At 43.8% G+C, this 23,305-nt stretch carries 19 protein-coding genes; 16 read left to right on the top strand and 3 right to left on the bottom strand.

The features are described from left to right. Positions 1-175 precede the first annotated feature (175 nt). The 5 genes from GSF08_RS02670 (at position 176) to GSF08_RS02690 (ending at position 6,268) form a co-directional block, all read left to right on the top strand. A complete protein-coding gene (locus GSF08_RS02670) occupies positions 176-2,008 on the top strand; it encodes an NAD(P)-binding protein (RefSeq protein WP_160624326.1) in 1,833 nt (610 codons plus the stop codon). Next, positions 2,002-3,765: an NADH-dependent [FeFe] hydrogenase, group A6 gene (locus tag GSF08_RS02675; protein WP_160624327.1), complete on the top strand. Its 1,764-nt coding sequence runs from the start codon at positions 2,002-2,004 to the stop codon at positions 3,763-3,765. Before GSF08_RS02670 ends, GSF08_RS02675 begins: the two co-directional genes overlap by 7 nt. A 158-nt stretch (positions 3,766-3,923) precedes the next feature. Beyond that, entirely contained in the window at positions 3,924-4,241 is a 318-nt protein-coding gene (trxA, locus tag GSF08_RS02680; RefSeq protein ID WP_160624328.1) for a thioredoxin, read from the top strand. A 244-nt stretch (positions 4,242-4,485) separates the two neighbouring features. Further along, a complete protein-coding gene (locus GSF08_RS02685; RefSeq protein WP_160624329.1) occupies positions 4,486-5,319 on the top strand; it encodes a hypothetical protein in 834 nt (277 codons plus the stop codon). Between the two features lie 154 nt (positions 5,320-5,473). Beyond that, entirely contained in the window at positions 5,474-6,268 is a 795-nt protein-coding gene (locus tag GSF08_RS02690) for a DUF975 family protein (protein WP_160624330.1), read from the top strand. Between the two features lie 17 nt (positions 6,269-6,285). On the opposite strand, the gene GSF08_RS02695 is transcribed toward GSF08_RS02690, so the two are convergent. Then, positions 6,286-7,107: a DUF368 domain-containing protein gene (locus GSF08_RS02695; protein ID WP_160624331.1), complete on the bottom strand. Its 822-nt coding sequence runs from the start codon at positions 7,105-7,107 to the stop codon at positions 6,286-6,288. A 333-nt stretch (positions 7,108-7,440) separates the two neighbouring features. On the opposite strand from GSF08_RS02695, the gene kdpF reads away from it, so the two are divergent. The 11 genes from kdpF (at position 7,441) to GSF08_RS02750 (ending at position 20,535) form a co-directional block, all read left to right on the top strand. After that, positions 7,441-7,518 (top strand): K(+)-transporting ATPase subunit F, encoded by a 78-nt coding sequence (kdpF, locus tag GSF08_RS11745; RefSeq protein ID WP_430641191.1) that lies wholly within the window; start codon positions 7,441-7,443, stop codon positions 7,516-7,518. A gap of 16 nt (positions 7,519-7,534) precedes the next feature. Beyond that, positions 7,535-9,253, top strand: coding sequence for a potassium-transporting ATPase subunit KdpA (locus GSF08_RS02705; RefSeq protein WP_160624332.1), 1,719 nt, complete (start codon positions 7,535-7,537; stop codon positions 9,251-9,253). Positions 9,254-9,268: 15 nt separating this feature from the next. Beyond that, positions 9,269-11,332 (top strand): potassium-transporting ATPase subunit KdpB, encoded by a 2,064-nt coding sequence (gene kdpB / locus GSF08_RS02710; RefSeq protein WP_160624333.1) that lies wholly within the window; start codon positions 9,269-9,271, stop codon positions 11,330-11,332. 11 nt (positions 11,333-11,343) lie between these two features. After that, positions 11,344-11,970 (top strand): potassium-transporting ATPase subunit KdpC, encoded by a 627-nt coding sequence (kdpC, locus tag GSF08_RS02715; RefSeq protein ID WP_160624334.1) that lies wholly within the window; start codon positions 11,344-11,346, stop codon positions 11,968-11,970. A gap of 80 nt (positions 11,971-12,050) precedes the next feature. Beyond that, positions 12,051-14,762, top strand: coding sequence for an ATP-binding protein (locus tag GSF08_RS02720; RefSeq protein ID WP_347337976.1), 2,712 nt, complete (start codon positions 12,051-12,053; stop codon positions 14,760-14,762). Then, the gene (locus tag GSF08_RS02725; RefSeq protein WP_160624335.1) at positions 14,728-15,420 is read left to right on the top strand and encodes a response regulator; all 693 of its coding nucleotides are present in this window, start codon (positions 14,728-14,730) and stop codon (positions 15,418-15,420) included. Before GSF08_RS02720 ends, GSF08_RS02725 begins: the two co-directional genes overlap by 35 nt. A gap of 78 nt (positions 15,421-15,498) precedes the next feature. Then, entirely contained in the window at positions 15,499-15,993 is a 495-nt protein-coding gene (tpx, locus tag GSF08_RS02730) for a thiol peroxidase (protein ID WP_160624336.1), read from the top strand. Between the two features lie 67 nt (positions 15,994-16,060). Beyond that, positions 16,061-17,170 carry a CobW family GTP-binding protein gene (locus GSF08_RS02735; protein ID WP_160624337.1) on the top strand — a complete coding sequence of 370 codons (1,110 nt, stop codon included), beginning with the start codon at positions 16,061-16,063 and terminating at the stop codon, positions 17,168-17,170. A gap of 11 nt (positions 17,171-17,181) precedes the next feature. Further along, positions 17,182-18,114 carry a TIGR03943 family putative permease subunit gene (locus GSF08_RS02740; RefSeq protein ID WP_160624338.1) on the top strand — a complete coding sequence of 311 codons (933 nt, stop codon included), beginning with the start codon at positions 17,182-17,184 and terminating at the stop codon, positions 18,112-18,114. Positions 18,115-18,443: 329 nt separating this feature from the next. Then, the gene (locus GSF08_RS02745) at positions 18,444-18,743 is read left to right on the top strand and encodes a hypothetical protein (protein WP_160624339.1); all 300 of its coding nucleotides are present in this window, start codon (positions 18,444-18,446) and stop codon (positions 18,741-18,743) included. Positions 18,744-18,957: 214 nt separating this feature from the next. After that, positions 18,958-20,535: a GGDEF domain-containing protein gene (locus GSF08_RS02750; protein ID WP_160624340.1), complete on the top strand. Its 1,578-nt coding sequence runs from the start codon at positions 18,958-18,960 to the stop codon at positions 20,533-20,535. 231 nt (positions 20,536-20,766) lie between these two features. Here the strand turns inward: GSF08_RS02750 and GSF08_RS02755 are convergent, their stop codons facing one another. Continuing rightward, complete coding sequence (locus GSF08_RS02755) at positions 20,767-22,041, bottom strand: dihydroorotase (protein WP_160624341.1); 1,275 nt, start codon at positions 22,039-22,041, stop codon at positions 20,767-20,769. Continuing rightward, complete coding sequence (locus GSF08_RS02760; RefSeq protein ID WP_160624342.1) at positions 22,028-23,257, bottom strand: M20 family metallo-hydrolase; 1,230 nt, start codon at positions 23,255-23,257, stop codon at positions 22,028-22,030. Before GSF08_RS02760 ends, GSF08_RS02755 begins: the two co-directional genes overlap by 14 nt. Positions 23,258-23,305: the final 48 nt, after the last annotated feature.

Below are 23,305 nucleotides of genomic sequence, written 5' to 3' on the forward strand. Positions count from 1 at the left end.
ACAAAATATATAAATTGTTTCTTGTATTTATACAATAAGCTCATGTATTCGTAAAGATTAAAAAAGATGTTTTCAATTTGTCAGGATTGGAGTATTATCTGTATATGAGAAAAATTTAAACGCTTACATTTTTAAACCAAGCATATGTTTCTTATGAGAAAGAGGAGGTAATCACATGAGCAGATTAACCATTATGACTCAGACACAAGCACAGGTTGTGATTGAGGAATTGTATAAGGATCTGGAACGGCGGATCATAGCCAGTCCTCCCGGTCTTTGTCCGGTGGATATGGCATCCGCTTTTCTAAAGCTGTGTCATGCTCAGACATGCGGTAAATGTGTTCCATGCCGGGTCGGTCTGGCTCAGCTGCAAGCGCTTATTGATGATGTGCTGGAGGGCCGGGCAACGCTGGATACAATCGATTTGATTGAAAAGACCGCACAAAATATTTCTGACAGTGCGGACTGTGCGATCGGCTATGAAGCAGCAGATATGGTGCTGCGGGGAGTTCAAGGATTTCGGGATGACTATGAGGAGCATATTCTTCATGGACGCTGTACCTGCTCCTTGAATCAACCGGTCCCGTGTGTAGCCTTGTGTCCGGCTGGTGTTGATGTGCCGGGTTATATTGCTTTGATCGGGGAAGAACGATATGAGGATGCAGTGCGTTTGATCCGTAAAGATAATCCGTTTCCGGCGGTTTGTGCCTTTATCTGCGAACATCCGTGTGAAGCGCGGTGCCGTCGTAATATGTTGGATAATCCGATTAATATCCGCGGTTTAAAACGTTATGCGGTTGATCAGGCAGGCGTTGTTAAACCGCAGGCTAATGCGGCGTCTACCGGAAAGAAGGTAGCCGTCGTCGGGGGCGGCCCCGGAGGTTTGAGCGCTGCCTATTATTTACAGCAGATGGGACATCAGGCAGTTGTATTTGAAAAACGTAAAAAGTTGGGCGGTATGCTTAGGTATGGCATTCCTAATTATCGGCTGCCCCGTGCGCGTTTGGATGAAGAGATACAAACCTTGTTGTCGACCGGAATTGAAGTGCATACCGAAGTAAGTATCGGCGATGATATTCCGCTTTGTGATTTGGATCGAGATTATGATGCTGTATATCTATCAATCGGGGCTCAGACGGATAAAAAGGTTGGTATTCCCGGTGAAGATGGTGTGAATGTAATATCCGCGGTAGAAATGCTTAGAAATATCGGTGATGATATCATGCCGGATTTTGAAGGCAAACGAGTTATTGTGATCGGCGGAGGAAATGTGGCTATGGATGTTGCGCGTTCGGCTAAACGGCTGGGTGCAGCCAAGGTAGGAATTGCTTATCGCCGCCGTAAACAGGATATGACTGCGCTCTGGGATGAAATAGAAGGAGCGCTTGAAGAAGACTGTGAAGTGCTGGAGCTTCAGGCGCCGGTACGAATTGAGCTGGATGAAGCAAAGCGGGTAACGGCACTTTGGGTACAGCCGCAGATCATCGGTAAATATGATCGTGGCCGGCCTGGTCCCAAACGTGCTATGGCTGAAGAAAAGCGGATACCGTGTGATATTGTAGTTGTTGCGATTGGTCAGGGTATCGAATCTAAGCCCTTTGAAGACGCTGGAATCCCGATAAAGCGAGGCGCTATTTCAGCGCTTGATCACAGCGGAATTGATAAAATGGAAGGGATATTTGCCGGTGGTGACTGTGTGACCGGACCGGCCACTGTTATCCGTGCGATTGCGGCGGGAAAGGTTGCGGCAGCCAACATTGACACATATCTAGGATACAATCACAGTATTTCCTGCGATGTGAAGATACCGGATGCAAAAGGCACTGACCGTCCAAAATGCGGCAGAGTACAGTTGAAAGTACGTGATGCGAGTGAACGCAAGCATGATTTCGATGAGATTGAGCTTGGCTTTACTTGTGAAGAAGCAAAGCAGGAATCTTCACGGTGCCTGCGCTGTGATCATTTTGGCTTCGGCGTATTTAAAGGAGGAAGATCGACAAAATGGTAACCCTAACAATAGATCGAAAAGTGATAGAAGCGGCAGAAGGAATGACGATTCTGGATGCGGCTCGATCAGCTGATATTGAAATTCCTCATTTGTGTTATTTAAAAGATTTGAACGAGATCGGTGCATGCCGGGTCTGTATGGTAGAAATGGATGGTGCTTCCAAGCTTATCACCGCATGTAATACCATTGTACAGGACGGCATGGTGATTCACACCAATAGTCCCAAAGTACGGGAAACCCGCCGCACCAATGTTGAATTGATCTTATCGCAGCATGATTGTGAATGTGCGTGGTGTGTCCGCAGCGGAAACTGTGCCCTGCAAACGCTTGCCAATGATTTGAATATCAATACGCTGCCCTATGAAAAGCAGGTAAAATACAGTCCCTGGAACAGATTTTTTCCGCTGATCCGCGAATCCAATAAGTGTATAAAGTGCATGCGCTGCATTCAGGTGTGCGATAAGATTCAGAATCTGCAGGTATGGGATGTGGCCGGCACCGGCTCACGTACGACCGTGAACGTGTCGCTGAATCGCCGTATCGAAGAAGCGGACTGCTCCTTGTGCGGACAGTGTATTACGCATTGTCCGGTCGGTGCGCTTCATGAGCGTGACGATACGCAGAAAGTATTTCAGGCTTTGAAAGATCCTGATCAGATCACGGTGGTTCAAATGGCGCCGGCAGTGCGCGCTGCTTGGGGTGAGGAGTTGGGATTAAGCCGAGACGAAGCAACGGTCGAACGCATGGCTGCGGCACTGCGGGCGATCGGCTTTGATTATGTATTCGATACTGATTTCGGGGCTGATCTAACCATCATGGAAGAAGGCAGTGAACTGCTGGAACGACTCAAAAAAGGAGATGCGAAAACATTGCCGATGTTTACCTCCTGCTGTCCGGGATGGATACGCTTTATGAAATCGCAGTTTCCGGAAATGGTATCCCATTTATCCACATCTAAATCACCGCATCAGATGTTCGGCGCGGTGGCAAAAACATATTTTGCGCAAATGCTGGGGGTTGACGCAAGCCGTATTTTTGTTGTTTCAATCATGCCATGTGTTGCCAAGAAGTCAGAATGTGATCTTCCGACCATGGATGATGTAGGTACCGGTAAGGATGTCAATGTCGTTCTCACGACGCGGGAACTGATTCGGATGCTGAGAGCGGATCATATCAATGTGCACCATCTGAAGGACGAAGCACTTGATTCACCGCTGGGAACCGCAACCGGGGCCGGCGTGATCTTTGGAGCGACCGGAGGTGTAATGGAGGCAGCCTTGCGAAGCGCCCATTATCTGGCTCTGCATGAAAATGCTCCGGCTGATGCTTTTAAAGCTGTTCGGGGCGGTAAAGGCTGGAAGGAATCAACCTTTCAGCTTGGTGATACCACTTTACGTACTGCAGTTGTGAGCGGTTTGGGTAATGCCCGCAAACTCATAGAGGCCTTAAAAAACCAAGAGGTTTCTTATGACTTTATCGAAGTTATGGCATGTCCGGGAGGCTGCGCTGGCGGCGGCGGTCAGCCTATTCATGATGGTCAGGAGCTTGCGGAGGTACGTTCTGACACACTATACGATCTGGATCAACATGCAGCACTTCGCTATTCACATGAGAATCCATCTATTTTAAAGCTGTATGAGGATTTCTTTGGAGAACCGCTTTCGCCTTTGGCAGAAAAACTTCTTCATACGGATCACGAAGCATGGGAGATGCCGGGAAAACGCAGCTGCCTTGACCTTGATCATAAACTTCTATAAAGAAAAAGGTAGGAATCGCTGCCTTTTGGTATGTTTTGTTTTTGCGGACGTAAAATAGAAATAGCCGGTCAAATGGAATGACAGATATTTGGTTGCGTGGTATCTTGAGTATAGTTTCATTAGAAAGATTTGGTAAAAAAAGAAAGGATGATCTTAATATGGCTATTTTACACCCTGATAAAAATGAATTTGATGCATTGGTAAAAGAAGAAGGCGTCCTGTTTGTCGATTTCTTCGCAGATTGGTGCGGTCCCTGCAAAATGTTGGCTCCGGAAATGGAAAAACTGGCGGCAGAGTTTGAAGGAAAGGCAAAGGTTGTGAAAATCAATGTCGACAAGCATGCGGACCTGGCTGCTGAATTCAAAGTTCAGTCCATTCCTGCATTATTTGTAATCAAGAATGGTAAAGTAGTAAGTCAGGATCTTGGCTATAAGCCTTACCCTGCCTTACAGAGCATGCTGTATCGCGTAATTTAAAAAAGAGGCGGTACCTTAAGACAGTTAATACTGTCGGGAGGGTAATCCCTCTTTTTTTATCAATCCCTAGTTTATATAATCAAAGCTTTATGATATAATGAATTCACACATAAAGGCAGGTGGTTACGATGAAAAATACTAATAAGAAAAGTTATCAGGAAAATCGTAATCACTGTTCTTCTTTGCATATTCAGTGATGAACGTAACCTCCTGCGGGAGGTTTTTTTATGAAAGGAGACCCTTTATGCGGAGTCTAATGGAATTTGCATCAGCAATCGCTTTGCCGAATGAGGCATGGCAGTGTATTCAGGCGTATCAATTTTCAGCAGCTGAAAAACAACGTCTTCATCATCTTTTTTATCATCACCGTGAATCGTTTTTTCAATATATTGAACAGCGTGATGATGCCGGTTCAATATGCATGGCACTCTATTTGGAATTTTTCTATGAGCGTTATCGGCGAATGAATGCTGAGGATGCGGAAATTCTTTTGAACGGCGCTCAGGATTTAACGTTGTGGGTAAAGCTCAACTATCATTACTTTCAGGTGTGGGGTATTATTTGGGGCATGTGGCGTTTCCTCGATCGGATCATCGATGGCAGGATTGTCCGTCTTGGCTGTCTCGAGTTTGAGGTAAAAGGGATTGATAAAACAATAGATAGCGAAGAAATATATTTGTTAAAAGGCCGCTCTCTTATCATCAATATCCATATTCCGGAACAGGAACATTTGGAGCTTTCAAAATGCACAGCAGCACTTAAGCAAGCAGCAGCTTATTTTCATCCTATTCCGCCGATCTTTTATTGTGATTCCTGGCTAATGGCCCCGGTGCTTCAGAAGCTGTTGCCGGCTGATAGTCGGATCGTTCAGTTTCAGAAACTTTTTACGATCCTTGAGACCGATGCAGAGAATCGACAGATGGAGGAACGTATATTTGATGACATTATGGACGATCCCAACGATTATGAAGAAATGACAAGCTTACAGCGAAGCGCGAAAGCGCATCTGGTAAACGGAGGAAAGCTTGGTACCGGTATTGGTATTCTTACCAAATACTACTTTGAACAGCGTCTTTAAAGATGAATTTATAGCAGGCAGCTCTTATGGACTGCCTGCTTATGTTCATGCGACGCTAGGCAGCATTCAGTGAAGCTATTTCAAACAGTTATCGTTTGCCATATCATATAGACGTGGTAGAATAGATATGCTGTAGTAGCAGGAGGTTTTATTTATGTGGACAAGAAGCGAGCTAAAAGAACGGGGCAAGGCGAGTTTTCGCAAGTTCTATGCGGGTGCAGTCATATCCTGTTTATTAATTGGTATGGTTACGTTTGTCGTTGAATTCAGAGATATGCAGAATCAGGATCAAGCTGCTGATTCATATATAACAGAGATTCAAAATGCGGACGATATTGAGGATTATCAGAAAATAGCTGAGAAAGTGAATCCCGGAAGTACCTATTCAATCGCTTCCAGAATGGTAAGCGATCATTCTTTTCTGATGATCGGTGTATTGATTATGCTGGCTAATCTGATGGTTCTGAATCCGCTCCATGTAGGTGTGCGTCATTATTTCATGCGGAATCGAAGTGAATCAACAAGACTGGGAGCAATTTTCTACGGATTTAAGGGTTCTCGGTATTTTCATATTTGCTGGGTAATGTTTCTCAGAGATTTGTATACTGCGTTATGGTCGCTGCTGTTTGTGATTCCCGGTATCGTCAAGGGTTACGAATACCGGATGATACCGTATATTCTGGCTGAAAACAGCGAGCTTTCCACAAGCCGTACTTTTGCCATCAGCAAATCAATGATGAAACATAATAAATGGGCCACCTTCATCCTGGATTTATCCTATATTTTGTGGGTTATCGCAGATACCTTTACGTTTGGATTGATCGGTATTTTCTGGCTCTCTCCTTATGTGATCGCAACTGAATCAGAGCTGTACGCGGTGCTGAGAGGTAATGTGCTGGATGATGCCATGGCGGAGGCTTATGAGCTGCACGGCTTCTATGCATCATAAAAGCTGACACATAACTGTCAGCTTTTTTCTTTTTTATGGGAGCAGGATAAGGCGAGGGTTGCCAGAAATCCAAGTGTCATGAATAGGATGGAGGGAATCATGACGGAAGCTTGTAAATGCTGCGGGGATGGGAGCAGCTCATATAACGATCCGGCAACGAAACCAATTATCAGCAAATATGTTTTTGTAGGATAGTTTTCTAAGAAATATCGGATTACTTTTGCGCTGGCGAAAGTTCCAAAAACAATCCCCAATCCCACGGGCAAAAGAAATAGCATATCCATGTTCTGAATGGCTGTGAGTGTGGATTGGTACATGCCCAGCACCAGTAATAGAAATGAAGCGCTGATCCCAGGCAGAACGAGAGCCACCGCGATGACAATACCGCAGATAAACAGCAGGGCAAAGGTTATCCATGAAAATGAATCACCAGCAAAGAACAACGCCGGAGGTGTGCTGGCAGTGAGCAGCACCAAAATGATACCTACAATCAAATATGACCAGTCGAAGCTTTGGTGATGCATGCTTCGGCTTTTTTTTATCAAAGCGGGCAGTCCGCCGAGAATAATGCCGATGAATAAAAATTGCATTGTGATTTCATAGCTTTTCAATAGGCTGGAAACAAGTGAGCTTAGCAGCAGGATGCCGGTGACAGCACCCAAACCCAGTTCAATAAAGGGAACCAGATATTTTTTCCAGTCTTGCAGAAAATCGCTGATACCATTGATCATAAGATCGTATACACCCAGCAGGATTGCCATCGTCCCGCCGCTTACACCGGGAATCAGTGTAGCCACACCGATCGCGGCGCCTTTCATAAATAGGATGATATGGGGCATATGAACACTCCTTTACCTTATCGTATTCCCCATTTTAGGCAAAATATGAATATCTCGTCAATGATGTTTACAAAAACTTAACAATTCTTGTGTATCCCCTATGTGTGATTTTATTTCCCGGGTAATCTTTACACCGTCTTTATGCGGAAGCATCGAAGCTTAACACCGTATTTGTATCGGAACTGCTATAATGACCCTGCCTAAAGAGAAAGGGTGGATAGTATGACGCTTGATTTCATGATGATTTTGAGTTTGCTGATGGGATTTGGTTTGCTGGGACTTTTTGTATTCTGGTGTGATAAGCAGATACATAAATGATTAGGAGGATGAATGATGTGGCTTTTATGGCTTGTGATTGCCGCGGTTATCGCATATCTGGTATATGCTTTGATAAACCCGGAAAAGTTTTAGGAAAGGGTGAAAAAAGATGTTACAGATAGGATTGACATTGGGATTATTCTTGATATTGGTTATCCCGGTTGGAAAATATATGTATCATGTCGCTGTGAAGCAGAGAACGTTTGCGGATCCGGTGTGTGATCGTGTCGATCATTTCTTGTTTCGTATACTGCATATTGATATTCGTGAAATGAACTGGAAGAAATATGCGTTAACCCTGCTGCTGGTAAATGCGGTAATGGTGCTGATCGGATATGTTATACTTCGGCTTCAGGGAATATTGTTTCTGAATCCGAATAAAGCAGGAGGTATGGAGTCAAGTCTTTCGCTCAATACGATTATCTCTTTTATGACCAATACCAATCTCCAGCATTATGCCGGGGAAAGCGGTTTGTCCTATTTCTCTCAGATGGCAGTGATTATCTTCATGATGTTCACTTCTGCCGCAAGCGGATATTCTGCCTGCATGGCAATGGTAAGAGGGCTGTCAGGACGTTCCATGGGTAATTTTTATGAAGATATGATCCGATGCATCACGCGTATCTTAATTCCGGCTGCATTTGTCGTCGGGCTGATACTCGTTTCACAGGGAGTGCCTCAGACACTGAAGGGTCCGGTAACCGCGTATACGATTGAAGGGAAGATGCAGGATATCGCAAGAGGACCTATCGCGGCCTTGGAATCAATTAAACATTTAGGAACAAACGGAGGTGGATTCACCGGTGCTAACTCAGCAAATCCCCTGGAGAATCCCAATATCCTCACCAATATAACGGAACTGTTGTCAATGATGATTCTTCCGGGGGCATGTGTGGTAACCTTCGGACATATGCTTCATGAACAGCATCGTCTGAAACAAGCAGCTGAATTAAAAAAGGAAAAATCCAAAAAAATCCTGATGGGATCACATGGAAGAACGATTTTTCTTGCCATGAGTATTCTGTTTTTGATCGGACTTGGAATCTGCTTCTACGCGGAATCCAAGGGTAATCCGGTACTTAGCCGGCTGGGAATTGTTCAGACCGGAAATATGGAAGGCAAAGAGGTGCGGTTCGGTATTGCCCAGTCTTCGCTGTTTACTTCGGTCACGACGTCTTTCACCACCGGTACAGTAAACAATATGCATGATTCACTTACGCCGATTGGCGGTTTCATACCAATGCTGAACATGATGCTGAATGTAGTGTTCGGCGGGATTGGAGTCGGCTTGATGAATATGCTGATATATGCGGTACTTGCGGTTTTTCTATGTGGTTTGATGATTGGAAGGACTCCGGAATATCTAGGCAAAAAGATTGAAGGTAAGGAAATGAAACTGGCGGCGCTTTCAATCATTATTCATCCGCTGCTGATTTTGGGTTTCACCAGCGTGGCCGTCATCTGTCAGGCAGGCTTAGCTGGTATTACCAATCCAGGTTTTCATGGCCTCAGCCAAATTCTCTATGAATTTGCCTCATCCGCGGCAAACAACGGTTCCGGCTTTGAGGGACTTGCGGATAATACGATGTTTTGGAACTTGATGACCGGTACGGTAATGTTCTTCGGCCGTTATTTATCCATTATCATCCAATTGGCAATAGCGGGTTCTCTGCTGCGGAAACGTGCTGTTAATACAACTGCCGGCACACTGAGAACGGATACGGGTACCTTCAGTATAACGCTGGTTGTCGTAGTGCTTATTTTTGCGGCGCTGACCTTCCTGCCGGTTCTGGCACTCGGTCCGGTCGCAGAGCTTCTGACACTTTAGAAAGGGGAAAGAAACATGTCGAAAAAACAAAATACTTCGAGCTTTTTAAGCGGCGAACTGATAAAGACATCGCTGATCGGAGCGGTAAAAAAACTCAGTCCCCGCTATATGATGAAAAATCCGGTCATGTTCGTTGTGGAAATCGGATTCTTAATATCCGTCATACTTGTGTTCTTTCCCCATCTATTTCATGATCAGGGAGCGAATTTGAGAATATACAATGGAATCGTTGCTTTTATTTTATTGATCACGGTGCTGTTTGCGAACTTCGCTGAATCGGTTGCGGAAGGACGCGGCAAGGCACAAGCGGAAAGCTTAAAGAAAACCCGTAAGGATACCACAGCGCGGCGCTTACGGGAGGATGGTGAATATGAAAGCATCAGCGCATCGGAATTGAAGCGCGGTGATATCGTTCTTGTGAATGCTGGCGAGTTAATTCCATCTGATGGAGAAATTATAGAAGGCATCGCATCCATTGATGAATCGGCAATCACCGGTGAATCGGCTCCGGTATTAAAAGAGAGCGGCGGAGATTTCGCGAGTGTGACCGGGGGCACTACTGTAGTTTCTGATTGGATCAAGGTATCCATCACTGCACAGCCGGGACATTCCTTTTTGGATAAAATGATTGCCTTGGTAGAATGCGCATCGCGTCAAAAGACACCAAATGAAATTGCATTAAGCACCTTGCTGGTATCACTGACATTGATCTTTTTAATCGTAATCGTTACGCTGTATCCGATTGCGAAATACACAAATACAACCATCGCAATATCAACGTTGATCGCACTGACTGTCTGTCTTATACCTACTACGATCGGCGGCTTGCTGTCGGCGATCGGTATTGCCGGAATGGATCGAGTGACCCGTTTCAATGTTATCGCGATGTCAGGCAAGGCGGTAGAGGCATGCGGTGATGTGGATACGATGATTCTTGATAAAACCGGTACCATTACCTATGGCAATCGGCTTGCTTCAGCGTTTATTCCGGTAGCGGGCATCGCGGCCGAAGAACTCATCCGTTATGCGGTCATCGCTTCCCTGCAGGATGATACACCGGAAGGGAAGTCGATTGTCGATTTGGCTTCTCAGATGGGAGTTCATGTGGATCTGGAAAAACTGGGACCGACAAACTTTGTGGAATTTACAGCGCAAACCAGAATGAGCGGTATCGATATTGAGAAGGGGACACAAAAGATTCGCAAGGGTGCAGCAGACGCGATAATCAACTATGTGAGGAGCTTAGGCGGAAGGATACCAAAAGACCTGCAGGAGCATGTCAACGATGTATCCAAATGCGGGGGAACTCCGCTGGTCGTAGCGGCAGATGCAGTCATCTACGGCGTTATCTATTTAAAGGATACAGTGAAACCGGGACTCGTGGAACGCTTTGCACGGCTGCGGGAAATTGGTATCAAAACGATTATGTGTACGGGTGATAACCCTTTGACTGCCGCTACTATTGCGGCTGAAGCCGGTGTAGATGGTTATATTGCCGAATGTAAACCGGAAGATAAAATCGAAGCAATCAAAAAGGAACAGGCGGAAGGCAAGATTGTAGCGATGACCGGAGACGGTACCAATGATGCACCGGCACTCGCTCAGGCAGATGTCGGACTGGCGATGAACAGCGGTACATCGGCAGCGAAGGAAGCCGCAAATATGGTGGATTTAGATAGTGATCCCACCAAAATTCTGGAAGTGGTGGAAATCGGAAAGCAGCTCTTGATTACTCGAGGTTCTCTTACTACATTCAGTATAGCGAATGACGTGGCAAAGTACTTTGCGATTATTCCGGCGATGTTTACAATCGCGATCCCACAGATGAACGTGTTGAATATCATGCACTTGAGTACCCCGTACAGCGCAGTATTATCCGCTTTGATTTTCAATGCGGTGATTATTCCGTGCTTGATTCCCCTGGCGATGAAAGGCGTTCACTATCGTCCGATGAGCGCCTCGCGCATGCTGGGCAGAAATATGATGATCTATGGATTAGGCGGTATTATTTGCCCGTTTATCGCTATTAAATGCATTGATATCCTTGTGGCTCCCTTGTTGGTCATGCTGGGATTTTAGGAGGTATGGTTATGAAAAAGGTTTGGAATTCCCTTCGTACGGCACTCGTGTTTGCGGTTACGATGATCGTGCTCTGCGGTTTTGTATATCCGCTGGCTTTGACCGGTGTATCGCAGCTGCTGTTCCCGAAGCAGGCCAACGGCTCCCTTATTGAAATCGGCGGCAAGGTTGTCGGCTCATCTCTGATCGGTCAGGATTTTGAGGATGCAAGGTTCTTCAAAGGACGTCCCAGCGCGGTAGGATACAACACCTATACAGCCGAAGCGAAAAAGGCTGGTACGTATGCGGGATTGAGCAGCGGTTCTTATAACTATGCGCCGTCTAATCCGGATTTGAAAAAACGTATCGAAAAGGATATTCAGAAGTTTTTGAAAGCAAATCCTGATAAAGAGCGTAAAGATATTCCGATGGATTTGATTACCGCATCCGGAAGCGGTCTCGATCCGGATATTACACCGGAAGCAGCGCTTGTCCAGGTTGATGGAATTGCGAAAGCGAGCGGATTGTCAAAATCTGAGCTGAAAGCGATCATACAGCGAAATACCACCGCAAAGATGTTAGGAAGCTTTGGTGAAGAGCATGTCAATGTGTTGGCGTGCAATTTGGAAATTGCACAGAAAATCGGTATAATCTCATAAACCCAGCACCCGCACGGCGGGTGTTTCATAATGTGTTATAATAGTTTCAAAATTCAGAAATCAAGAGATGAGGTGTCAATGTGGAACAGCAAATACAGGATTCAAAAGCTTGGCGGACTGGTAGTAAAATTGATAAGTCCTCAGGTACCGGTAAACTGAAAATTTTTTTTGGATATGCGGCTGGGGTCGGCAAAACCTATGCGATGCTGGAAGCTGCGCATGTTGCGAAAAAAAGCGGCATTGATATCGTCATTGGGTATATAGAACCTCACGCCCGACCGGAAACAAACGCCTTGACACAAGGATTGGAAATACTTCCCAAAAAGCAGATTGAATATCGCGGGGTCCATTTGGAAGAGTTTGATCTGGACAATGCCCTGCGGCGCCGTCCGCAGTTGATTCTGGTAGATGAGCTCGCACACACCAACGCGGCAGGCAGCCGTCATCCGAAACGGTATCATGATGTCAAAGAACTGCTTAGAGCGGGGATCAATGTATACACGACCGTGAATGTACAGCATTTGGAAAGTTTAAATGATATGGTTAGCGCAATTACGAAAATTAAAGTAAATGAGCGCATTCCCGATAAACTGTTTGATCAGGCTGCCAAGGTAGAATTGGTGGATATTGAACCGGAGGAGCTGATCGCACGGCTGCGGGAAGGAAAAGTATATCGGGAAAAACAGGCAGAGCAGGCAGTTGAACACTTTTTCACAGTGGAGAATCTGACTGCCCTTCGTGAAATCGCGATGCGCCGATGTGCTGATCGCATGAACCGCTTGCGAGAACAGGAGCTGCAGACAAAAGACTTTCATGTCCGGGAACATCTGCTGATCTGTTTAAGCAGTTCACCGTCTAATGAAAAAGTAATTCGTACTGCGGCCCGCATGGCGAATGTTTATCATGGTGAATTTACCGCGTTGTATGTAGAAACACCGGATCAGGATGGCGACGTTTTGATGCAGGACAGCCAGTTTAAACGAAATTTGAAGCTAGCGCATCAGCTTGGCGCACATATTGCGACCGTAAGTGGAGATGACGTGGCTTTTCAGATTGCGGAATATGCAAAATCACGCAATGTTTCACAGATTATATTAGGAAGAACCAATTCCCATACATCTTTCTTTCCGAAAGCATCTCTGGTTGAAAAGCTTACTGAGTACGCGCCGGACATGGATATCTACATTATCCCGGACCGCGTGTACCAGCCTAAACCGAGACATCCGGTGCTCAGCAAAACCAAACTCAGCGTATGGGATTTTTCTGTAACATCGATCATTTTATCGATTTGCACGTTGATCGGAATTGGATTTTATCATGCGCAATGGAATGAAGCGAACATCGTACTCATTTTTATATTGGGTATTCTGTTAATCTCGGTCATGGCGAAAGAACGGCTGTATAGTGTGGTATCCTGTGTTATCTCTGTGCTGGTCTTTAATTACTTTTTCACCGAGCCGCGGTTTACCCTAAATGCGTATGCACCGGAATATCCGCTGACCTTTTTGATCATGCTGATCGTTGCGCTGACCGTAAATTCGATGACGACCCGTTTGAAAAAACAGGCACGGCTGTCCGCGATGAAATCACGGCGGACCGAAGTTTTATTGGAAACTGATCATATGCTTCAAATGGCGAAAAACATGGATGAGATCATGCATGCCAGCTGTCGGCAGATTGCCAAGCTATTGAATCGTCTGGTGATCTTTTATCCGGCCGCCGATGGAAGGCTGGAAGCTCCTATTTTCAGTAATGCGTTTATCAGTGAGGAAGAAAAAACATCTTATACCAACGAATTTGAACACAATGTAGCAGAATGGGTCTTAAAAAACCAGCGTTCTGCAGGAGCTTCAACCAATACACTTCCAGCATCTAAGGTTCTTTATTTTGCGGTTCGTACGGATGATGAAACCCTTGCGGTAGTCGGGATTGCAATGGAAAAGCAGGGTGAGCTTCCGGAATTTGAACGATCCATTCTGATTTCGATGCTGAATGAGACGGCCTTTGCTTTGGAAAAGTCCGTTTTAAATGAGGCGAAAAAGAAAATTGCCATGGAAGCAGAAAAAGAACGGCTGCGGGCCAATCTGCTGCGGGCAATTTCGCATGATCTGCGCACACCGCTGACTTCAATCTCCGGCAATGCGGATATTCTGTTGAAGAATGGGATTGCACTATCGGATGATGTACGCCACCAGATCTATGACGATATTTATCATGATGCGGAGTGGTTGAAGAATTTAGTGGAAAATTTGCTTGCGATTACAAAGGCAGAAAACGGAAATATGCAATTATCACTGCATGGAGAATTGTTGGAGGATGTTATCAATGAAGCGCTTCAGCATCTGGATCGCCGAAGTATTGACCATATTATCAAGACTCATATACCCGACGACATGCTGATGGCAAAGGTCGATCCGAAATTGATCGTCCAAGTAATTATCAATTTAGTAGATAATGCGATAAAATATACCCAGAAAGGATCACAAATTGAAATCACCGCGGTTCGTCATGCAGATCTTGCAGTGGTGGAGGTAATCGACAACGGGCCGGGTATTGCAGATGCGGATCAGGAAGCAATCTTTGATATGTTTTATACCGCTGATAATGAAACCGGTGACCGCCGCCGCGGACTGGGATTGGGCTTAGCCCTATGCAAGTCAATCGTTGAAGCGCATGGCGGTAAAATATATGTCCTTGACAATTATCCAAAAGGAACGATTTTTGGTTTTACATTACAGATAGAGGAGGTAAGACTTCATGAAGAAAGCGACGATTCTCGTTGTGGAGGATGATAAGGCAGTACGCAATCTGATAACGACAACCCTGGAGACACAGGGATATTTGTTTCATACTGCATCAGACGGAAAAACAGCGATAACGGAAACGGCTTCTTATCATCCGGATGTAATTATCTTGGATTTGGGGCTGCCGGATTTTGATGGTACAGATTACATAACTAAGGTACGTACCTGGACCCAGAATCCGATCATCGTTGTAAGTGCCCGCAGTGAGGACAGTGATAAAATTCAGGCGCTTGATCTGGGAGCCGATGATTATCTGACCAAACCCTTCAGTGTAGATGAGTTACTGGCACGAATCCGGGTAGCTTTGCGAAAGATGTCCTATGATCAGGGTTTGCGGGATGAAACGGTCTTTATTAACGGTGATCTGAAGATTGATTATGAGGCAGGCTGCGTGTATATGGCCGATACAGAGATCCATGTCACTCCAATTGAATATAAGCTGCTCTGTCTGCTGGCACACCATGTCGGAAAGGTTCTGACGCATAACTATATTCTAAAGGAAATCTGGAATTCCACCCTGGAATCTGATACACAGTCACTGCGGGTCTTTATGGCTTCACTGCGAAAGAAAATCGAAAAAAATACCGCGGAACCGGAGTATATCCAAACCCAAATCAGCGTCGGTTACCGCATGCTAAAAAAATGAATATCTGACTGTCAATCGACAGTCTTTTTAATCGGGAACGATTATGATAGCAGGTGAATTAGAAAGAGAGGTTATGATATGCAATTAACATTTCAAGGGAAACCGGTAACCCTGATAAAAGATCCGGTGCAGAAAGGCAATAAGCTTCCGGAATTTACGATCGTAAAAAACGATTTACAGCCAATTCGCTTAAAAGATACAACCGGAGTGCGGATTTTTCTCAGTGTACCATCGCTTGATACCGGTGTGTGTTCGCTGGAAGTAGAAAACTTTATTCATATTCTGGAGGCCTATAACGATGTAGACTGTTATTGTGTATCTATGGATTTGCCGTTTGCTCTTGATCGGTGGTGCCAAAGCAAACAGAATAGTCGGATTGTTACCGCCAGCGATTACAAAGATCGTGAATTCGCCAAGGCAACGGGTCTTTATATTGAGGAAATCGGATTGCTGGCTCGGGCTTGTATCGTGATAAATGCGGATAATGAAATTACGTATATGGAAGTGGTGAAGGAAATCAGTGAAGAGCCAAATTATGATGCGGTGCTCAATGCGATTTCTTTTCTTTCGTAAGCGTGACTTAATTGTAAGGGTATGAGTTTGGTGGTATACTAGTCCTGGTAAGAAAGAAGGAATAACCATGACGAAAATTGATATCATATCCGGCTTTCTGGGCGCGGGTAAAACTACGTTTATTAAGAAATTATTGAAAGAAGCAATGGCTGATGAACAAGTCGTGCTGATCGAGAATGAATTTGGTGAAATCGGTATTGACGGCGGCTTTTTGAAAGAGGCGGGCATTGAGATCACCGAGATGAATTCCGGCTGCATTTGCTGTTCCTTAGTGGGAGATTTTGAGGCGGCATTACAGAAGGTGATGGATGAATACCATCCAGACCGTATTATCATCGAACCATCTGGAGTCGGTAAATTGTCTGATGTTATCGCTGCTGTTCGTACTCTGGACAATCCAAATATGGAGCTGAACAGCTTTGTGACTGTTGCGGATGTCACCAAATGCAAAATGTATATGAAGAATTTTGGTGAATTCTATAACAATCAGATTGAAAATGCGAAAGTTATTGTATTGAGCCGTACGCAAAAGGTCGATACGGTAAAACTGGAAGCGGCAGTTGCCTTATTGAAAGAACAGAATCACGATGCGGTGATCATCACAACTCCTTGGGATACGTTGAATGGCAAACAAATATTGGATACCATGGAGTCTCAAAAGGGCTTCCTTGAACAAGTGCTTGAAGAAAGCGATATTTGCCCGGAATGCGGGCATCATCACGATCATGGGGAACACGATCACGAATGCTGTGGTCATCACGATCATGAGGAACACGATCACGAATGCTGCGGACATCACGATCATGGGGAACACGACCATGAATGCTGCGGACATCACGGTCATGAGGGACATGACCATGAATGCGGCTGTAGCCGCGATCATCATGGACACCATGCCGATGATGTATTTACCAGCTGGGGCGTTGAAACACCGCATACATATACAAAAGAAGCCTTGGAAGCAATTCTAAAATCTTTATCTGAAAGCAGTAAGTACGGTATCATTCTGCGGGCTAAAGGTATGGTGCCGAACACTGAGGGCGGCTGGCTTTATTTTGATATGGTTCCGGAAGAATATGAAGTGCGTACTGGAGCTCCGGAGATTACCGGTCGTATTTGTGTAATCGGATCTAAGCTGGATGAACAGGCTATTAAATCACTGTTCCTTCTGGCATAAGGAGAATCTTCATGGAAATACCAGTTTATTTATTCACCGGCTTTCTGGAGAGCGGAAAAAGTACGTTGATACAGGAAACCTTAGCCGATCCGGAATTCACCGAGGATGAGAAAACGCTGCTGATCTTGTGTGAAGACGGGGAAGTTGAGTTTGACGATGCCGTATTAGCGGACTATCACTGTGATATTGTGCGCGTCGAAAAGGAAGCCGACTTTTCATCTGATCAGCTTGCTGCATGGCAGAAAGAATATCGTCCTGATCGAGTGATGATCGAGTTTAACGGTACATGGAGCGTAAAGCGATTTCTTGAAATGGAACCACCGATCGGCTGGATTTTGGTTCAGATCATAACAACCGTGGATGCCAGCACCTTTGAATCCTATATCAGCAATATGCGATCGATGATCTATGAACAGCTGTTTGCTTCACAGGTTATTATTTTCAATCGCTGTGATGAGACTACCCGCAAAGGCTACCTTCGCAGCAATGTCAAGGCAATAAACAAACGGGCTCAGATCATTTATGAAAAGCGGGATGGTACACTCGATGAATATAAAAATGAGGATATGCCGTTTGATCTGCATGCCGATGTGATCATGATACAGGATGATGATTATGGCATCTGGTATATGGATGCTTTAGAAAATCCGGAAAAATATCGGGGCAAAATCGTTCAATTTAAAGCAAAAGTAATTGAAAAATTGAAGGGTGAATTTGTTTTAGGACGCTATGCCATGGTTTGCTGCGCCGATGATCTATCCTTAATCGGACTGCTGTGCCGAACCCACCATTTGGATCAGGTGAAAAAGGATGAGTGGATAACGCTCACCGCTTCCATTGGAGTGGAATTTGATGAGGAATACGGTTCCGATGTACCGATTCTTTACGATAAGAAAATAATTTCAGCAGATGCTCCACAGGAAGAACTAGTCTATTTTACATAAACGGCTGCTTAGGCCGTTTTTTATACGCTATTTTTTGAAAACAAATTATGATAAAATTTTATAGAGATATATAACAAAAGTTAGTGATGATAATGTATGTTTAAAATATTTGTATATACTTATTCTTCTTATACAAAAGATATTTTTATTAACTATGTGCAATGTACAGTGTTATGGTAAAACAAAAGATTGATAAAGGAAGCTTTATATGCCACGACCTATGCTTTAATTTATGTATATTGTAATAAAAAGAAAATGATACAAGGCTTCAAAAATAGCGGAGAGCATATATTCGAGGAAGTGTTTATCTATTAGAGGAGGAAATGCAAATGAAAAAATTAATAGTATTATGGGTATGCATCTTACTCTTGTTTTTCACATCTTGGATTTATGCATTTTTCTTTTTCTTGAATACGCCTAAAATCCCTACTCCTGGTGGTATAACTCAAACTGAAAACGAATATTGGATACAACAAATTAATAAGCATGATCCCCATGCTTACATGGTCATCGTTGTGTATGTAGTGAATGCTATCATTATCATCAGTGCGATCATTTACACAATAAGTAAGGTTCGTAAGATGACAAAAAATAAACAAACAGATAAGACTTCACTAGATGATAAGTAATTGCTTGAGGATTGCTATCCACTTGAAATATTTCTTTTTAAACTTCCTAGTAAGAGCGGCCGTTTGCCGCTTTTTGTATTCTTATGATCCTTATATTATTATCTGGATTGAAGGTAGCAGAGAATATGTGATCCTATCTATTCATGAGCATATTAAAATCATAAAATAGATAAGCTGTTTTGTGCCAATATGAAAATTATGGTAATATAGATGTATGAAAAATGTCGAACAAATGGAGCATTTAGAGAAACAGCTGGAAAGCTATCGAAAGCAGCGAGATTTAGATTCTATTTTTAGTTGTGCCCAAGAGCTGCTGAAATTAGCAGAAGCATCCGATAACAGCTACTATCAAACGATATCCAATTATCACATTGCCAATACGCTATATCAGCGGGGCAAATATTTGGAAGCACTGGATTATGCAGCTAATGGAATACGGCACGGAGAAGTGGCTGTTTATCCTTTTTACCTTGTTCAGCTTCATAATTTGATTGGGGTTCTATACGGAACCCTTGGTGATGATATAAATTCTGTTCAATATACTTTACAGGCGTATTATATAGCCAAGAAACATGGTGTGAATAAATACTTACATATCCTTATCAATAATTTAGGAGTGTTGTTTTTTGATTTAGGATTTTATGATATCGCTTATGACTATTTTTGCCAGAGTTTTCAGTTACGCAATATTCACTCCTATGATGATTTACAGATCAGCGACGGTTTTAATATCGGGAATCTGATTGGATGCTGTATCCATTTGAAAAAAACAGAGGATTATGTAAAATGGAATCGTTACTATACTCAATACTGCAAACGATTTACTGAAAATACTGTGAAAAATGATTATCTTCTTTATCAGATATATCAGAATTACTATCAGCAGGACTTCGGCACAATGATAGAAAAAATAAATACCTTTTTATCTTGTTGTGATCGTGATAAAGACAACCTCCATACCTTTAAAGATCTGCTTCAAATTTTTAAACTCAGTATTGAGGTTCAAGCGGAGGATATGAGCATAAAAGTTTTTGATCGCTTAACGAGTATTATTAAGCAATATCCGGAATATGAAAGAAACAGTGAGCTGGCGAAATTACAAGTTAAATATTATCTTACTTTTAAAAATCCAGATATGCTTAACCAAAGCCTGCTTGCTTATTATCAGGCCAAAGAAAAAGAAGCGGAAATATCTAAAGTAAATTTAAAACAGAGCTTATTAACTCGTATTGATTTGGAAAAAGTAACCTATGAACAGGAAATCATATTGAAAAAGAATGATGAGCTGCGTAAAAATATTGAAATTGAAGAATTCACAAAAGTACTAAATAAGAGTTCATTCAGACGATATGTCGAAGATGAATTACAGAATATGCATCATGATCAATATTTGGGATTCTTTATTGTTGATATTGATAAATTCAAGCGGCTGAACGATACGAAGGGGCATTTATACGGAGATAAAATTTTATTGGAATTGGTAGATATTCTGAAACAGAATATCCGTGAAACCGATTATATCGGACGTATCGGCGGAGATGAGTTTTGTATTTTAATTAAGAATGTATTATCCTTAGACTATCTGCATGAAAGTGCAGTCCATCTGTTGAATTCAATTCGGAAAATCCAGAATGGGGTAGATGATATCAGTGCCAGCATCGGGATAAGCGTGACTGATTCAGGCGTATCCTATGAAAAACTGTTTAAAGCTGCGGACGACGCGATGTATGAGGTGAAGAAGCGGGGCGGGAATGATTATTCCTTGCAGCTGCTTCATCATCAATCAAAATAAAAAAAGAAATTCTTGTAGCTAGAATTTCTTTTTTTATATGAATTGACAGTTTACTCGGCATGCGGAAAGATATTCGATTGCATCCAAATAGATTCTATATCAAGATATGACATGCTTTTTAACATAATTATGAGTGTAAATGATGATATCTTTTAGATGATCTAATTTGATATATCAACGGCATGAGCGGATTATATTCAGTGAGGGTGAGCTTTATGCTCAATAGGTTTTTCATTCTTCATGCAGCTGGTAGACAAGCTTTCCAGCACAGATTGTATAGTGTACACGTCCGTATAAAGGCATCCCCAGAAATGGCGAATTTTTGCTCTTTGAAGCAAAGCATTCCGGTGTCCATAATTCCTGTTCATTGAAGATCACAATGTCTGCCGGACCGCTTTCCTTTAAATAACCAGCATCCATATGGTAGAATGCAGCCGGTTTGAGCGACATTTTTTCTATCAGACGGCTGATTGTCAAGCTTCCTTTGCGGACTAGTGAGGTAATACCGAGGGCAAGTGAGGTTTCCAGTCCGATGATACCGCTGGGAGAAGCTGCCAATCCTTTTGCCTTTTCATCAGAAGTATGAGGAGCGTGGTCAGTAGCGATGATCTCAATAGTATCATCCTTGAGTCCTTCAATAATATGATAGCGGTCTGCCGTAGTTCTAAGCGGGGGATTCATTTTCGCAAGTGAACCGTATTTTTGGACAGCGTCTTCACAAAGGGTAAAATGATGAGGGGTGGCTTCCGCTACAATTGGCGCTCCCAATGATTTTGCCAGTCTTACCAGGGCGACTGAATTGCCGGAGCTGATATGCTGAATGCTGATCGGTGCTTGGGTATCCAGTGCGAGCATGGTATCTCTGGCAACCATAACATCTTCTGCTACATTGGGTGCACCGCCGATACCTAATGATTTTGATACAGCGCCTTGATTGACACCGTTACCGGTAATATAATCAGGATCTTCTTCATGAAAGCTGATTGGCACGCCGAGCGCTTTGGCTTTGATCATCGCTTCCCGACACAGCTTCCCGTTTCTGATGGGAAGACCGTCATCGCTGAATCCAACCGCTCCTGCTTTTACGAGGGCTTCCATATCAACGAGTTCTTTTCCCTGCATACCTTTTGTGAGGGCAGCTACACTATATACATGAATGGATGCTTTTTTCGCCTGTTCTATTACATACGTAAGAGCTTCTGCCGAATCGAGCGGAGGCTTGGTGTTTGCCATGCATACTACACTCGTAAAACCTCCATGTGCAGCTGCTCGAGCGCCGCTTTCAATCGTTTCTTTTTCCGGGAATCCAGGATCGCGGAAATGTACATGAACATCTACAAAGCCCGGTGCCACGATACATCCACGCGCTTCAATAATGGAATCAAATTCCTCACTGCGCTGATATTTTCCGATATGAGCGATACGTTCACCGTCTATGATGATATCCAAGACTTCATCAGTATGAGAAAGCGGATCGATAACTCTGCCGTCTTTAATCAAAATCATACGTATTGGCTCCTTTCATATATTCATACATGACTCTTGCGCCGTCAAGGATGCTTTCGATTGAGGTATACTCTTGTTTGTTGTGGCTGATCCCTTTATCACAGGGGATGAATACCATGCCGGTATCACACAGATGCGCGAAAGACATGGCATCATGACCGGCTCCGCTTGGCATTAGCCGGTGGGATATTCCTAATTGCTTGGCACTCAGCGAGAGCTTGCTGATCAATTCATCGCTCATGCTGATCGGTGGAATACTGCTGGTCTTTTCGCGGAAATAGGTTAAACCGCGTTTATGACAGACAGACTTCAAACTGTTCTTAAGCCGCATTTCCATACGATCCAGACTTGATTCGTCAATACCGCGCATATCCACTCCTAAAACCACTTCTCCGGGAATTACATTTAATGCGTTGGGCCGAATATCAAGTGTACCGACGGTTGCGACGGACTGATACATTGCTTCATCACGGCCGATGGATTCTATTTCCAGTATGACCTCGGCAGCTGCGCTTAATGCATCGTGACGCATATCCATCGGAGTTGCACCCGAATGCTCAGCACTTCCGTGAATGTGTATCTGAAAACGCCGTGGTCCGGCAATTGTGGTGACAATACCAACCCGTGTCTGATATTCTTCCAGCACTTTTCCCTGTTCGATGTGGAGTTCCAGGTAAGTTTTTACATTGGAGATACAAACCGGATTCAAATCATATCCCCGTTCATCGAATATTTCTTTCAGGGTTTTGCCGTTTTTCGCTGTAAGATCACTGATATCATGCTTATATACTTCTTTTGTGATTAAACCGCTGCCGATGGTGCAGCGTCCGAAATTGCTGGATTCCTCACAGCGGAATGCACTTACATGAATATTATTGTCAAGCAGATCTTCCTTGGCCCAATGCAGAATCAAAAGGCCGGCAATGACCCCGGCAACACCATCATAACGGCCGCCGTCAATCACTGAATCCAGATGACTGCCGATCAAGGTATACGGCTGGTGATCATCGTGAAAGCAGACATAAGTATTTCCTACTTCATCATGATAGCCGCTGTACCCCTCTTCTCGTCCGATTGCCAAAAGAGTTTCATGCATCTGATCTTCTTCTGCCATATAACCGAGGCGGGTTACTCCGCCGTTTTCACTCGCTCCGATTCCATAGAACCGATCAAATAGATTTTGCGCGTAAATAATGTCTTCAATCGCATGCTTCATAAGGATTCCTCCTATAAATAAGATAATACTATTTTATCATGTCTGAAT

It is taken from the genome of Copranaerobaculum intestinale (assembly GCF_009831105.1).
In the GTDB taxonomy this organism is placed as follows: Bacteria; Bacillota_I; Bacilli_A; order Erysipelotrichales; family Erysipelotrichaceae; genus Copranaerobaculum; species Copranaerobaculum intestinale.

Coding starts and splice junctions, on each gene's coding strand:
- GSF08_RS02670 (WP_160624326.1), top strand. CDS start 176: ATGAGCAGATTAACCATTATGACTCAGACACAAGCACAGGTTGTGATT.
- GSF08_RS02675 (WP_160624327.1), top strand. CDS start 2,002: ATGGTAACCCTAACAATAGATCGAAAAGTGATAGAAGCGGCAGAAGGA.
- trxA (WP_160624328.1), top strand. CDS start 3,924: ATGGCTATTTTACACCCTGATAAAAATGAATTTGATGCATTGGTAAAA.
- GSF08_RS02685 (WP_160624329.1), top strand. CDS start 4,486: ATGCGGAGTCTAATGGAATTTGCATCAGCAATCGCTTTGCCGAATGAG.
- GSF08_RS02690 (WP_160624330.1), top strand. CDS start 5,474: ATGTGGACAAGAAGCGAGCTAAAAGAACGGGGCAAGGCGAGTTTTCGC.
- GSF08_RS02695 (WP_160624331.1), bottom strand. CDS start 7,107: ATGCCCCATATCATCCTATTTATGAAAGGCGCCGCGATCGGTGTGGCT.
- kdpF (WP_430641191.1), top strand. CDS start 7,441: ATGTGGCTTTTATGGCTTGTGATTGCCGCGGTTATCGCATATCTGGTA.
- GSF08_RS02705 (WP_160624332.1), top strand. CDS start 7,535: ATGTTACAGATAGGATTGACATTGGGATTATTCTTGATATTGGTTATC.
- kdpB (WP_160624333.1), top strand. CDS start 9,269: ATGTCGAAAAAACAAAATACTTCGAGCTTTTTAAGCGGCGAACTGATA.
- kdpC (WP_160624334.1), top strand. CDS start 11,344: ATGAAAAAGGTTTGGAATTCCCTTCGTACGGCACTCGTGTTTGCGGTT.
- GSF08_RS02725 (WP_160624335.1), top strand. CDS start 14,728: ATGAAGAAAGCGACGATTCTCGTTGTGGAGGATGATAAGGCAGTACGC.
- tpx (WP_160624336.1), top strand. CDS start 15,499: ATGCAATTAACATTTCAAGGGAAACCGGTAACCCTGATAAAAGATCCG.
- GSF08_RS02735 (WP_160624337.1), top strand. CDS start 16,061: ATGACGAAAATTGATATCATATCCGGCTTTCTGGGCGCGGGTAAAACT.
- GSF08_RS02740 (WP_160624338.1), top strand. CDS start 17,182: ATGGAAATACCAGTTTATTTATTCACCGGCTTTCTGGAGAGCGGAAAA.
- GSF08_RS02745 (WP_160624339.1), top strand. CDS start 18,444: ATGAAAAAATTAATAGTATTATGGGTATGCATCTTACTCTTGTTTTTC.
- GSF08_RS02750 (WP_160624340.1), top strand. CDS start 18,958: ATGAAAAATGTCGAACAAATGGAGCATTTAGAGAAACAGCTGGAAAGC.
- GSF08_RS02755 (WP_160624341.1), bottom strand. CDS start 22,041: ATGATTTTGATTAAAGACGGCAGAGTTATCGATCCGCTTTCTCATACT.
- GSF08_RS02760 (WP_160624342.1), bottom strand. CDS start 23,257: ATGAAGCATGCGATTGAAGACATTATTTACGCGCAAAATCTATTTGAT.